Here is a 12,174-nt window from a genome sequence, read left to right as displayed (position 1 = left end):
GTCAGAGGCCGAACCGCGCGTATGCAGCGCGCTCCTCTATCCCCGCAACCGCATCTTGTACCACCGAAGCGCCAAAGCGCGACCAGAACGGCTTGCGCAGTCCATAGCGACGGAACCGCACCTTGTCCCCGAACCGTTCCTGCATTTTGGGTTTCAGATGCGCGATCCCGTCGATCAGCCCCAGTTCGGTCGCCTTGCGCGCCAACCAGATCTCACCTGTGAACAGGTCCGTCTCGGTGCTCAGCTTGTCGCCACGTCGGGATTTGACGTGGTCAATGAAATTGCCGTGGATGTCGTCCAGAACGCCCTTGAGGCGTTCGACGTCTTCCTTTTTTTCCGGGCTGAACGGGTCAAGCATGGATTTCGACTGCCCGGCCGTGTGAACGCGCCGTTCGAATCCCTGGCGCGCCAGAAAGATATGCGCGCCGAACCCGGCCGAAATCACGCCAATCGAACCCAGAACCGAACTGTCATCGGCCCAGATTTCATCCGCCGCCGCCGCCAGCCAATAGCCGCCCGATGCAGCTACATCCTCGACAAAGGCGAACACGGGGATGTCCAGCTCATCTGACAGCCGCCGAATGCGCGCACCGATCAGAGAGCTTTGAACGGGTGACCCGCCGGGGGAGTTGATTTCCAAGGCTACCGCAGCCGGTTTACCCTTGCGAAACGCCTTTTCCAGAACAGGCGCCAAAGAGGTATCGTTCAACGCGCCGCGCCCGGCCATACCAATGGCACCAGACAGACGCACAACAGCCACCATGGGCGGCTTTTTGAAAAACGGCAGGCTCAGCTTCATGACAGCCGATGTAGATTGCCACCTGCCGACAAACAAGACGCAGGCCGGGACAGAAACGCGACGGCAACAAATTTCCCACAATTCACGGGCAAAATTGCAACGACGCCAATCGGCGTCAGTTGCGATATTTTCCATACCTGCTTGAGTCTACGCCGCGTTCAGCTGCGGATGCGCCAACCTGTTCGGAAAATCAGCCAGATGATCCCAAGGCACAACATCGTGAACCCAAGGATAGCCAGCAGGCTCAGCCCGATCGGTACATCCGCAATGCCGAAGAACGACCAGCGGAAACCCGAGATCAGATAGACCACCGGATTGAACAGCGTGACGGTCTGCCAGATGGGCGGCAACATCGAGATGGAATAGAACGATCCGCCCAGAAAGATCAGCGGTGTTACGATCAGAAGGGGCACCAATTGCAACTGTTCAAAGCTCCCGGCCCAGATGCCGATGATGAAGCCCAACAAGGCAAAGCTCAGGCAGGTCAGGACCAGAAACGCCAGCATCGCAAAGGGATGCTGAATGCTTACATCCACAAACAGCATCGACGTCGCCAGAATCACCACACCAATAAACAGCGCCTTGGTTGCCGCCGCCCCGACATAGCCGCAGACGATTTCAAGGAAATTCACTGGAGCCGAGAGCAGCTCATACACCGTGCCGATGAATTTCGGGAAATAGATGCCGAATGAGGCGTTCGAAATGGATTGCGTGATCACAGACAGCATGATCAGACCCGGCACGATGAACGCACCATAAGATACGCCCTCGACCTCTTGGATGCGGCTGCCAATGGCAGCCCCAAACACCACGAAATAGAGCGATGTGGAAATCACGGGCGAGATAAAGCTCTGTGCCAAGGTGCGGAAGAACCGCGCCATTTCGAACCGATAGATGGATGCGATTGCGGTCCAATTCATGCCCGTTCTCCTGAAACCAGATCGACAAAGATGTCTTCAAGGCTGCTTTGGCGGGTCTGTACGTCGTTCAACACCAACCCGGCTTGCGCCACATCGTTAAGGAGCGCCGTGATCCCGGTCCGTTCAGCCCGCGTGTCATAGGTGTACAAAAGCGCCTGCCCGTCCCGGATCAGGGTCAGATCATGATCAGCCAGCGAAGCAGGAATGTCCGAGATCGCCTCGGTCAATTCGACCTCAAGCTGTTTTTTGCCCATTTGGGCCATCAGCGCATCTTTGTCCTCGACCAGCAGGATCTGACCGCTGTTGATCACGCCAACGCGGTCGGCGATGGCTTCTGCCTCTTCGATGTAGTGGGTGGTCAGGATGATCGTCACGCCGCCCTTTTTCAGTTCGGCCACGATTTCCCACATGTCCTTGCGCAGCTCGACATCGACACCGGCGGTGGGTTCGTCCAGAAACAGGACGCGCGGCTCATGTGCCAGTGCCTTGGCGATCAGCACCCGACGTTTCATTCCGCCCGACAGTTCCTTGGTCGCATTCTTGCGTTTGTCCCAAAGCGACAGCTTGCGCAGGATCTGTTCCAGCAATGCATCATTGCGCGGCTTGCCAAACAGGCCCCGAGTAAATCGCACCGTGTTCCAAACCGTTTCAAACGGCTCAAGGTTGATCTCTTGCGGCACCAAACCGATCATCTGTCGCGCTGCGCGATAGTCGGCTTGGATGTCATGGCCACCCACGCTCACCGTCCCCGAAGTGGGGGTGATGATGCCGCAAATGGTCGAAATCAAAGTGGTCTTGCCAGCGCCATTTGGCCCCAGCAGCGCGAGGATTTCGCCCTCGCGAATATCAAGCGAGACACCTTTGAGCGCCTCGAACCCACCGGCATAGGATTTGCGCAGGTCTGTGATGGACAGGATGTTTGACATGACTGCTCCGTTGTTTCGGGCGCAACCCTAGTCGTGGCCCCAAAAAAGGAACAGGGCGCAGGCGCACAGGCCCCTGCGCGCGGATGCAGAGTTAATCGCGCCCCCTCAGCTTGCCCAGCCAGGACTTCTTTTCTTCACCGGTCTCTTCGCCTGCCTCATCAGCAGGCCCTTCAAGCTGCTCTTGCAGGTTGGCAAAGAACTGATCCGCCATCTTCTTGGCAAAGCCGTCGATCAACCGGCTGCCCAATTGCGCCAGCTTGCCGCCCACCTTGGCCTCAACGTCATAGGCCAGCTCGGTTCCGCCCTCGACCGGGGTCAGGGATACGCTAGCGCCCCCTTTGGCAAAGCCGGCGGCGCCGCCCTTGCCCTCGCCCGCGATGTTCAGGCTCTGGTTCTCGACCATATCTGACATGGTCACGGCCCCTTTGAACGTGGCTTTGACCGGGCCCACCTTTTGCACCACCGTCGCCTCATACCCGTCCTGCGGGTTGCCGCTCAGCTCTTGCGCGCCGGGAACACAGGCCTTGAGCACGTCGGGGTTCAGCAAGGCCACATAAACTGCTGCGGGTTCCGCCTTGATCACGCGCTTGTCGCTCATCTGCATGGGTCTGTGCTCCTTGGTGCGGGTCGATGGGTCATCAATGTCTAATCCAGCCAAACATAGCCGCCAACCCCACGAAGGCCAGCTATCAAAACAGAGATAGACAAACGTCCGATCTGTGATAGCGGTGGCAACAAGCCACAGGGCAATTCACCGGCCCTGTCGTTTTGGAGCACCACATGTCAGCGTCACCAGCGACCCGCCCCGGCGTGGGCATTGCCTTTATTCTGGTCGGAATGTTCGCGATCTCGATCAACGACATGCTGATCAAACAGCTTTCAGGCGGCTATCCCTTGCATCAAACGGTGTTCTTGCGTTCGTCGATTGGCATCATGCTGTCGATGGTCTTTCTCTACTTCGAGGGTGGCGTTTCTTTGCTCAAGACCCGCCACCCCACCCTCCACATCATCCGATGCTTGATGGTCGTTGCCTCGAATATGAGCTTTTTCGTGGCTCTTGCGACACTGCCACTGGCGGATGTTACCGCGTTGTTTTTTGCAGCCCCCCTGTTCATCACCGTCCTGTCGATCCCGGTTTTGGGAGAGAAGGTCGGAGTTATGCGCCTGTCGGCTGTTGTTGTCGGCTTTGCAGGGGTGATCCTGATGCAACGCCCGTGGGAGGGCAGCGACAGTGCCACCGCAGACCGTATCGTGCTGTTGCTTCCGGTTCTTGCGGCGCTGACTTATGCCATCAACCAGGTGATGACCCGCAAGTTGGGGGCCACGACCAAAGCCTCTGCGCTTGCCGTCTATATCCAAGGCATGTTCATCATCGTCTCGGTTGGCTTCTTCGTATTTGCTGGGGACGGGCGCTATGCTGAGGGGCTGGAAAACGCCAGCTGGGTCTTTCTACTGCGGGCATGGGTCTGGCCGGAAACGCAGGATTGGTATCTGTTCATCGGACTTGGGTTGAACTCGGGAATTGTCGGCTATTGTCTGGCCCAAGCCTATCGCATGGCCGATGCAGCCACTGTGGCACCGTTCGAGTACATAGGGCTGCCGCTGGCCGTGTTTTGGGGTTGGCTGTTTTGGTCCGAGTTTCCCGCACCTGCCGTATGGGTTGGTATGGCGATGATCATGGGGTCCGGCCTTTTTGTCTTCCTGCGTGAGAAACAAAAAGCACGCCGCGTGGCCCGGGCCGAGATCAAGGGCCGCTACTGAACGCCACGTCGTATCAGCAGATGCTTGCATTCGGACGGGCGCGCAGGAACCTTGCGCCCAGGGAAGAGGGAGCAACACACATGCTGAACGGCATCCGTATCATCGAAATCGAAGGGCTTGGGCCAGGCCCCTTTGCCGCCATGCTGCTGGCCGATCTGGGCGCCGATGTGATCGTGGTGCACCGAATGGGCGGTGCCGTGACCCCGGGCATGCCCGAACGTTCGCTCTTGGATCGTGGCAAACGGTCGATTGCGCTTGACCTCAAGGATGCCGATGACCTGGAAACGCTCAAGGCGTTGATCGCCACCGCCGACGGGCTGATCGAAGGGTTCCGTCCCGGCGTGATGGAAAAGCTTGGGGTCGGTCCGGAAGTATGCCACCTGGTGAACCCGCGCCTGGTCTTTGGCCGCATGACCGGCTGGGGCCAATCCGGCCCGCTAGAGACGGTGGCAGGTCACGACCTGAATTACATCTCGCTTTCGGGTGCGCTCTGGTACGGCTCAGCCCCTGGCGACGCGCCACAAACGCCCGCCACACTGGTGGGCGACATCGGCGGTGGGGCGATGTATCTGGTTGCAGGCCTGCTGGCGGGCATCCTGAATGCGCGTACCACCGGCGAAGGGACCGTGGTCGACGCCGCCATCTACGACGGCTCGGCCCATATGATGAACCTGCTCATGAGCCTGCGCCAAACCGGCAACCTGTCCGGCACGCGCGGACGCAGCCTGCTCGATGGCCCACACTGGAGCCGCACCTACCGCTGCGCAGACGGGGGTTACATGACAGTGCAATGCCTCGAGCCAAAGTTCTACGCGCTTTTCCTGGACCTCATGGGCCTCGCAGATGACCCCGACTTCCAGCAGCAATACAACCCCAAACTCTGGCAAACCCTGACCGACCGCCTGACAGGCCTATTTGCCAGCCATCCGCGCGATCACTGGGCCGAGATTTTTGTGGGAACCGATGCCTGCGTTGCCCCGGTTCTCAGCCCCGAAGAGGCGCAATCCCACCCGATGAACGCCGCCAGACAAACCTGGCAGGCCCCCGATGACACATTGCAAGCCGCTGGCGCCCCGCGGTTCTCAAACTACGAATGGTCGCCACGCCCCAGCCCAAAACGTGGCGAGCACGATGCCGACATCCGCGCCAGCCTGAAAGGCTGACGTCCTTCTTTCTTCTTGGTGAAAATACGGCGGGGGAGTCGCAAAGCGACGGGGGCAGAGCCCCCTATCCGCGCGCCCCTTCGCGCACGGTGTCGATCATCAACTGCACGTTGGCGGGATCAGCATCCGGTGTGATCCCGTGACCCAGGTTGAAGATATGCGGCCCACCTGAAAACGCCTTTACGATCGCGCGCGTCTCATCGATCAGATCCTGACCGCCTGTCACCATGTGGCGCGAGGCCAGGTTGCCCTGCACGCAACCGTCAACCTGAACGTTCCTAGCGGCCCACTCGGGCGAGACGGAATTGTCCAGCGCAACGCAATCGACACCGGCCGCCCTGGCAAAACCCACGTATTTATCACCCGCTTCGCGCGGGAACCCAATGATCGGAATATGCGGATACCGCTTTTTTAGTGCCGCCGTTATCACCCGGGCGGGCTCCAACGCGTATTTGTCGAATGCTTCGCCCTTGAGCGACCCAGCCCAGCTGTCAAAGATCTTGACCACTTCTGCGCCCGCCTCGATCTGCATTGAAAGGTATTCAATCGTCGCTTCGGTGATCCGCCCAAGCAACGCCTCGAACACAGCCGTGTTCCCCTCGCGCAGCGCATGCGCCGGGCCTTGGTCCGGGGTGCCCCGCCCTGCGATCATATAAGTTGCAACGGTCCAGGGCGCGCCCGCAAAGCCGATCAATGTGGTCTCGGACGGCAACTCGCGCGACAGGATGCGGACGGTTTCATAGATCGGGTTCAGGGTCTCGTGAATGTCACTGGTCGGTTTAAGCGCGTCGAAATCTGCTTGAGACGTGATGGTCGACAGGCGCGGACCCTCGCCAGTGACAAACCACAGATCGGCCCCCAAGGCCTGCGGAACCAGCAGAATGTCGGCAAAAAGAATCGCGGCGTCAAAGCCATAGCGACGTATCGGCTGTAGCGTCACTTCGGCGGCCAATTCAGGGTTGTAGCAAAGCGACAGAAAATCCCCAGCCTGTGCGCGGGTCGCACGGTACTCGGGCAGATAGCGCCCGGCCTGCCGCATCATCCAGATCGGCGGCACATCCTGTACCTCACCCGCCAACGCCTGCAGCAGTTTCTTTTGTTCGGCCATGCTCATCCCCATTTGCGTTTAGACACCCGGTTCTGCCTTTGGCGGCAATTTGTCAAGCAACGCCCCCATTGTCAGGGCAATGTGACGCGACTAAAGCAGGGGGTATGACAGCACAGCTTCCTACCCCCGCGTCCCCGCTCAAGATCGGCACCCGTGGCTCTCCTCTGGCCTTGGCCCAGGCCTATGAGACCCGCAATCGGCTGATGGCCGCGCATGACCTGCCCGATGACGCGTTTGAGATCGTGGTGATCACAACCACCGGCGACAACCGCGCCATGATCGACGCAGATAGACCGCTCAAAGAGATCGGCAACAAGGGGCTGTTCACCAAGGAAATCGAAGAGGCGATGGTACGGCGCGACATTGACATCGCCGTGCATTCGACCAAGGACATGCCGACCGTGCAACCGGCCGGGCTGATCCTGGATACCTTCCTGCCGCGCGAAGATGTGCGCGACGCGTTCATCTCACCCGGCGCATCCTCGATTGCCGATCTGGTGACAGGCGCGACTGTTGGAACCTCGTCCCTGCGCCGTCGGGCACAACTGCTGAACCGGCGGCCCGACCTGAAGGTGGTGGAATTCCGCGGCAACGTGCAGACCCGCCTGAAAAAGCTGGCCGATGGCGTGGCCGAATGCACGTTCCTTGCGCTTGCAGGCCTCAACCGGTTGGACATGGCCGACGTGCCCGCGACTGCGATCGCCCCCGAAGATATGCTGCCTGCCATTGCCCAAGGTGCGATCAGCATCGAACGCCGCGTCGACGATAATCGCACCGCCGATCTGCTGGCCACCATCCATGACCATGAGACCGAGCAGCGTCTGAACGCGGAACGTGCCTTTTTGGCCGCGCTCGATGGCTCTTGCGAAACCCCCATTGCCGGGCTGGCCGAGATTGATGGCACCACCCTGCGTCTGCGCGGCGAGGTGCTGCGCCCGGATGGGTCCGAAGTGATCCGTGATGATCAAACCTGCGCAGTCGAAGACGGTGCCAAACTGGGACGCGAAATGGCCGCCAAACTGCTGGCACAGGCGGGCCAAGGGTTTTTCGAATGGCGGTCGTAACGTCACAGAAGTTGTGACGCCGCGCCGAATTTGACAGACTGTCTTGGCGTTGGGACCGTCGAAAGGACGGAGGAGGACCCACCATGACACCTGGAAAGGCGTATCTGAGCACCGAAGAAATCCGCCCGCTGGCCGAGCGGTCGGACGCCATGGGCGTCTGGCTGACGTTGCATTGCTGGGGCACGATTGCACTGGCTTTGGCACTCTTTGGACTTTGGTCCAACCCTGTGACATTCCTGATTGCGGTCATCGTGATTGGCTCGCGCCAGCTTGGCCTGGCGATCCTGATGCACGAGGCCGCACACAATGCTCTGTTCAAAAGCCGCAAGCTGAATGACCTGGTTGGCGAATGGCTCTGCGGACGCCCGATCCTGGCCGAGTTGGCCGCTTACAGGCACTATCACCTGACCCATCACCGTTTCACGCAGACGGACAAAGACCCCGATTTGGTTTTGTCGTCCAAGTTCCCGACTTCGCATGCATCACTCAAACGCAAGTTCAGCCGCGATCTGACCGGTCGCACCGGGTCCAAGCAGCTGTTGGGTCAGATCATGAGATCTTTCCAATTGGCAGGCGACAAAGAGGCGATGGAATCTGCGGCCTCGGATTTCGCGCAAAGTTTCAAAGCCCCGCAGTTTTGGAAATCGATGCCCGTGTTCATTGGCGTCATGGTCATTATGGGCCTGATCGGTGATTGGTGGTGGGGGCTGGCCTTTTGGCTGCTGCCCTACTTGACCTGGTTCCAGTTTGTCCTGCGCGTGCGCAATATCGCCGAACACGGTGCAACCGAGCAATCCGAGAACCCCTTGCAGAACGTGCGCACGACGATGGCCGGGCCGCTGGCGCGGTTGCTGGTGGCGCCTTATTGGGTCAACTATCATCTTGAACATCACATGGTCATGCATGTGCCCTGCTATAACCTGCCCAAGATGCATGAGGCCCTATTGGGCAAAGGGCTTGGCCCCCAGATGAAGACCGCCGACAGTTATGGCGCCTCGCTGCGCGAGGCCGGATGGCGATCTGCATAGGGCGATAAACTCCGCTCACGTATTTGCGGGGTTTCTGGTCGCGCGCCGCAATCAGATTATGATCTTGAGGTACGCTAGTACTCAGTTTTCGAAAGGTAACACCCATGCGTATCAGAACATCGCTGCTGCTGGCCGCGGCCTTGATTGCCCCCACCTTGGCCGCCGGATTTCAGGCCATAAACCGGTTCGAGGTCTACCCCGTCAACAAAAGCGGCGTCTTCGAAGTGGTGAACCGCCACGGCTCGGCCCCCAAGGATTTCTGGTGCGGTGCTGGCGATTACGCCATTCGCGTATTGCGCAGCAGCGCAACCCAACGCATCTACCTGGTGCAACCGGTAGGGCCTGCGGTAACGGTTCAAGGCCGCAAAGGCGTTCAGTTCGCGCTGAACCCACCGCAGGGGGCCGACACATCGACGGGATACTCGGTTTCCGTAAAGAAAGTCGGGGACAACATGCCCGCGCATATGGCCCAGAACTATTGTTATGACCGCATCGAAGACGAACTCTGGCCCTGGTAAACGCCGGATTGTAAACCTTGGCGGCTCCTGAACGGAACAGGGGCCCCAAACGCCACCCGCCGAGCGAAGCGAGGCCCGGCCCAACCGGAGACGGGCATCTTTGATGCACGATCGACGGGCGGGAGCCCCCCCCCCTGCCCCCGAACCACTACAGAACGTTCAGGTGAAGTTTAAACCCACTTTGCCAAGGGTGGCAGGCTCATCAGCACGGCATCCGGGTCGTGGCCGGTCTCAAGACCAAACTTGGTGCCCCGGTCATAGACAAGATTGTATTCGGCATAGAGCCCGCGATGCACCAGCTGTGCATCCTTGTCCGCATCGGAAAACGCCATTTCGCGCCGACGCTCGACCAACGGCACAAAAGCAGGCAGAAAGGCGCGCCCGATGTCCTGAGTCAGCTCAAAGTCCGCCTGCCAGTTGTCGGTGCAGTAGTCGTCCATAAAGATACCACCAACACCCCGCGCCCGTTTGCGGTGCGGGATATAGAAATACTCGTCCGCCCATTCCTTGAGCCGCGGATAATGCGCCAGCCCGTGCGGGTCGAGGTGACGCTTCTGCTCGGCATGGAAATGTGCGGTATCCTCGTCGTATTCCAGACAGGGGTTCAAATCCGACCCGCCGCCGAACCACCAGGCATGTGGTGTCCAGAACATGCGCGTGTTCATATGCACCGCAGGCACGTGGGGGTTGCGCATGTGAGCCACCAGAGAGATCCCGCTGGCCCAGAACCTCGGGTCCTCTTTCATGCCGGGGATGCCCTTTCGTGCCGCCATGGCTGTCTGCGCGCGCTCGCCAAGTGTGCCGTGCACCTCAGAGACGTTTACACCGACTTTTTCGAACACTCGCCCGCCGCGCATGACGGACATCAACCCGCCGCCTGCGTCCGATCCGTCATCGGCCATGCGTTTGGTCGGGGTCACCTCGAACCGGCCGGGCTCCATCTCGGAGAAGGGGCCTGTGGAATGGCTCTCTTCCAGCGCTTCAAAGCAAGCGACAATCTCATCACGCAGGCTGCGAAACCATGCGGCGGCGGTGGTTTTTTCTGTCTCGAACATGAGGCTCTTTTTCTTAGTGTGCTGCGGCGCCAACGGGATCGAGCAACGTGCGTCCCCCGTCCAGTGTCAGGATCTGTCCCGTCATGAAGGCGGACGCGTCCGAGGCCAGAAACTGCGCTGCCTCAGTCAATTCTGTCGGCGAGGCGATCCGTGACAGCGGGGTGTGGTTTTCGATATCGGTCCGCGCGTCGCGGTTGTCCTTGAGCGCGTTCTGCAACGACGCGCTCATGACCGAGCCCAGCGCGATAGAATTCACCCGGATGCGGTTCGGCGCCAGGGCCACCGCCAGCGACCGGGTCATCTGATCCAATGCAGCCGATGACACCGAATACCCAAGTAACTCGGGGTGCGTGCGTCGCGCAGCTATAGAGGACAGGTTGATGATCGAGCCTGCCGTGCCTTCGTCCTGATCCTCGGACTGCTTGATCATGCGCTTGGACACTAGCTGGCTCAGCCGCAGGGCAGGAAAGAGGTTCTGATCCAGCAATGTGCGGACCGAGGCATCGTCTGCATCCAGTGGGTCCGACGGGGCCACTTGACGCGCGCCATTTACCAACACGTCAATCTGATCAAAGGCATCCAATGTGGCCGACAGCAGATTGGCAATCGTCAGTTTTTCACGCAGATCTCCTGCGAAATAGCGCACATTCCCTTCATCCGCCTGTTCGCCCAATTCACTGATCAGGCTTTTCTCGTCCATGTCCGCGAACATGACGTTTGCGCCCATTTCAGCAAAATGGCGCCCGATGGCCAGACCAATGCCATTGGCAGCGCCGGTGACGATTGCGGTTTTGCCTGCGATGGAAAAGGACATCCGAATCCTCCTGGTTTGAGCCCACGTTAGCGGCGATCAGCGCCGGGTGCGAGCAGGACGGGTGGCGTGCAGGATTTTGAACCGATTGTCGCCTGCGACTTCGTTGACCTGCCCGAATAGCTCGGTCAGCGCGGCCTCGTAAGAAAGGTGGCGGTTGGCCACCAGCCAAAGCTGCCCCGAAGGCGCCAAGAGACGCGCAGCCGTAGCGATGAATCCGCGCCCCAGCGCCGGATCAGCCGCACGGGATGTGTGAAACGGAGGATTGGTGACAACTGTGTCCACAGGCTCGGCCGCCCGCCAATTCAGTGCATCTGCCCAGTGAAATCGTGCGCGTGAATCGGTGATGTTTGCCCGCGCACAGGCAAGTGCAGTTTGGTCGGCCTCGACCAGATCCAGCTGTTCGACTTTGGCGTTCTTCAGGACCTGGGCGGACAGAAATCCCCACCCGGCGCCCAGATCAACCACCCGACGGCCCAGCTTGTCCGGCAAGGCCTGTGACAGCAGGGCCGAAGCAGGATCAATGCCATCGGCCGAGAAAACACCTGGCGCGGTTTGGAACCCGTCGACAACCTGGGGTCCGGGCGCGATCCAATCAGAAAAATCAGACTCTTGCCCGCGAAACCAGAAAATCTTGCCATGTGCTTTGGAAATCGGGCCAGACACATCAACCCGCTTGCGGATGTCCTTGATCAGGCTGTCGATACCATCTGTCTTGGCCCCGTCGATCACCACCCAGCCTGAACACCGCAGGCAGGCCCGCGCCACAAGATCCCGGGCCAACGCCTTGGCGCGCGACACAAAGACAATCGCCAGATCGCAGGCGTCATCGCTGTCGGGTACACAGGCAAAACCCTGCGCCTGAAAATGATCGTGAAACGGTTTGAAGGGCTGCACGATCTGCGCGGTCTTGGGCAACACGCCCAGATCGTGATCCGGGGTCGGCAAAACGACCGAGATAGCATCACACGGCAGCAGATCGCCCGAATCGAGCGCCAGAGACAAGCGGACAGACATCGGC

General features: G+C 59.8%; 13 protein-coding genes. 5 read left to right on the top strand and 8 right to left on the bottom strand.

Translation table 11 applies throughout. The annotated features are described in order from the left end of the window. Position 1 precedes the first annotated feature (1 nt). From TRL7639_RS18240 to TRL7639_RS18225, 4 genes are all read right to left on the bottom strand, one after another. The gene (locus tag TRL7639_RS18240) at positions 2 to 799 is read right to left on the bottom strand and encodes a S49 family peptidase (RefSeq protein WP_085797606.1); all 798 of its coding nucleotides are present in this window, start codon (positions 797 to 799) and stop codon (positions 2 to 4) included. Positions 800 to 957: 158 nt separating this feature from the next. Beyond that, a complete protein-coding gene (locus TRL7639_RS18235) occupies positions 958 to 1,719 on the bottom strand; it encodes an ABC transporter permease (protein WP_085797319.1) in 762 nt (253 codons plus the stop codon). Further along, positions 1,716 to 2,645: an ABC transporter ATP-binding protein gene (locus TRL7639_RS18230; RefSeq protein WP_085797318.1), complete on the bottom strand. Its 930-nt coding sequence runs from the start codon at positions 2,643 to 2,645 to the stop codon at positions 1,716 to 1,718. The genes TRL7639_RS18235 and TRL7639_RS18230 overlap by 4 nt, the downstream gene beginning before the upstream one ends. 91 nt (positions 2,646 to 2,736) lie before the next feature. Continuing rightward, positions 2,737 to 3,249 carry an SRPBCC family protein gene (locus tag TRL7639_RS18225; RefSeq protein ID WP_085797317.1) on the bottom strand — a complete coding sequence of 171 codons (513 nt, stop codon included), beginning with the start codon at positions 3,247 to 3,249 and terminating at the stop codon, positions 2,737 to 2,739. 176 nt (positions 3,250 to 3,425) lie between these two features. On the opposite strand from TRL7639_RS18225, the gene TRL7639_RS18220 reads away from it, so the two are divergent. Both TRL7639_RS18220 and TRL7639_RS18215 read left to right on the top strand, forming a co-directional pair. Continuing rightward, complete coding sequence (locus TRL7639_RS18220) at positions 3,426 to 4,406, top strand: DMT family transporter (RefSeq protein ID WP_085797316.1); 981 nt, start codon at positions 3,426 to 3,428, stop codon at positions 4,404 to 4,406. Positions 4,407 to 4,486: 80 nt separating this feature from the next. After that, positions 4,487 to 5,569: a CaiB/BaiF CoA transferase family protein gene (locus tag TRL7639_RS18215; RefSeq protein ID WP_085797315.1), complete on the top strand. Its 1,083-nt coding sequence runs from the start codon at positions 4,487 to 4,489 to the stop codon at positions 5,567 to 5,569. Between the two features lie 64 nt (positions 5,570 to 5,633). Here the strand turns inward: TRL7639_RS18215 and hemE are convergent, their stop codons facing one another. Then, the gene (gene hemE, locus TRL7639_RS18210; RefSeq protein ID WP_085797605.1) at positions 5,634 to 6,677 is read right to left on the bottom strand and encodes a uroporphyrinogen decarboxylase; all 1,044 of its coding nucleotides are present in this window, start codon (positions 6,675 to 6,677) and stop codon (positions 5,634 to 5,636) included. Between the two features lie 104 nt (positions 6,678 to 6,781). Here hemE and hemC point away from each other — a divergent pair, with 104 nt between their 5' ends. The 3 genes from hemC (at position 6,782) to TRL7639_RS18195 (ending at position 9,287) form a co-directional block, all read left to right on the top strand. Then, positions 6,782 to 7,741, top strand: coding sequence for a hydroxymethylbilane synthase (gene hemC, locus TRL7639_RS18205; protein ID WP_085797314.1), 960 nt, complete (start codon positions 6,782 to 6,784; stop codon positions 7,739 to 7,741). 83 nt (positions 7,742 to 7,824) lie between these two features. Then, positions 7,825 to 8,769 carry a fatty acid desaturase family protein gene (locus tag TRL7639_RS18200; RefSeq protein WP_085797313.1) on the top strand — a complete coding sequence of 315 codons (945 nt, stop codon included), beginning with the start codon at positions 7,825 to 7,827 and terminating at the stop codon, positions 8,767 to 8,769. 104 nt (positions 8,770 to 8,873) lie between these two features. Next, on the top strand, positions 8,874 to 9,287 hold the full coding sequence (locus tag TRL7639_RS18195) for a hypothetical protein (protein ID WP_085797312.1): 414 nt from the start codon (positions 8,874 to 8,876) through the stop codon (positions 9,285 to 9,287). Between the two features lie 170 nt (positions 9,288 to 9,457). Here TRL7639_RS18195 and hemF read toward each other — a convergent pair whose 3' ends face one another. The 3 genes from hemF to TRL7639_RS18180 are packed head-to-tail and all read right to left on the bottom strand — an operon-like array spanning position 9,458 to position 12,170. Continuing rightward, positions 9,458 to 10,342, bottom strand: coding sequence for an oxygen-dependent coproporphyrinogen oxidase (gene hemF, locus TRL7639_RS18190; protein WP_085797311.1), 885 nt, complete (start codon positions 10,340 to 10,342; stop codon positions 9,458 to 9,460). Between the two features lie 13 nt (positions 10,343 to 10,355). Further along, positions 10,356 to 11,156, bottom strand: a complete 801-nt coding sequence (locus tag TRL7639_RS18185; RefSeq protein ID WP_085797310.1) for an SDR family NAD(P)-dependent oxidoreductase — start codon at positions 11,154 to 11,156, stop codon at positions 10,356 to 10,358. 36 nt (positions 11,157 to 11,192) lie between these two features. Then, on the bottom strand, positions 11,193 to 12,170 hold the full coding sequence (locus tag TRL7639_RS18180) for a class I SAM-dependent methyltransferase (RefSeq protein WP_085797309.1): 978 nt from the start codon (positions 12,168 to 12,170) through the stop codon (positions 11,193 to 11,195). Between the last annotated feature and the right edge of the window lie 4 nt (positions 12,171 to 12,174).

The organism is Falsiruegeria litorea R37 (genome assembly GCF_900172225.1).
GTDB classification, from domain to species: domain Bacteria; phylum Pseudomonadota; class Alphaproteobacteria; order Rhodobacterales; family Rhodobacteraceae; genus Falsiruegeria; species Falsiruegeria litorea.
This window is presented reverse-complemented; position numbering and strand designations above follow the sequence as displayed.

What these genes read in the sequence shown, in the direction of transcription:
- TRL7639_RS18225 (WP_085797317.1), bottom strand. Translation starts at nt 3,249, where the DNA reads ATGCAGATGAGCGACAAGCGCGTGATCAAGGCGGAACCCGCAGCAGTT.
- TRL7639_RS18215 (WP_085797315.1), top strand. Translation starts at nt 4,487, where the DNA reads ATGCTGAACGGCATCCGTATCATCGAAATCGAAGGGCTTGGGCCAGGC.
- hemC (WP_085797314.1), top strand. Translation starts at nt 6,782, where the DNA reads ATGACAGCACAGCTTCCTACCCCCGCGTCCCCGCTCAAGATCGGCACC.
- TRL7639_RS18230 (WP_085797318.1), bottom strand. Translation starts at nt 2,645, where the DNA reads ATGTCAAACATCCTGTCCATCACAGACCTGCGCAAATCCTATGCCGGT.
- hemE (WP_085797605.1), bottom strand. Translation starts at nt 6,677, where the DNA reads ATGGCCGAACAAAAGAAACTGCTGCAGGCGTTGGCGGGTGAGGTACAG.
- TRL7639_RS18180 (WP_085797309.1), bottom strand. Translation starts at nt 12,170, where the DNA reads ATGTCTGTCCGCTTGTCTCTGGCGCTCGATTCGGGCGATCTGCTGCCG.
- TRL7639_RS18220 (WP_085797316.1), top strand. Translation starts at nt 3,426, where the DNA reads ATGTCAGCGTCACCAGCGACCCGCCCCGGCGTGGGCATTGCCTTTATT.
- TRL7639_RS18195 (WP_085797312.1), top strand. Translation starts at nt 8,874, where the DNA reads ATGCGTATCAGAACATCGCTGCTGCTGGCCGCGGCCTTGATTGCCCCC.
- TRL7639_RS18240 (WP_085797606.1), bottom strand. Translation starts at nt 799, where the DNA reads ATGAAGCTGAGCCTGCCGTTTTTCAAAAAGCCGCCCATGGTGGCTGTT.
- TRL7639_RS18200 (WP_085797313.1), top strand. Translation starts at nt 7,825, where the DNA reads ATGACACCTGGAAAGGCGTATCTGAGCACCGAAGAAATCCGCCCGCTG.
- hemF (WP_085797311.1), bottom strand. Translation starts at nt 10,342, where the DNA reads ATGTTCGAGACAGAAAAAACCACCGCCGCCGCATGGTTTCGCAGCCTG.
- TRL7639_RS18235 (WP_085797319.1), bottom strand. Translation starts at nt 1,719, where the DNA reads ATGAATTGGACCGCAATCGCATCCATCTATCGGTTCGAAATGGCGCGG.
- TRL7639_RS18185 (WP_085797310.1), bottom strand. Translation starts at nt 11,156, where the DNA reads ATGTCCTTTTCCATCGCAGGCAAAACCGCAATCGTCACCGGCGCTGCC.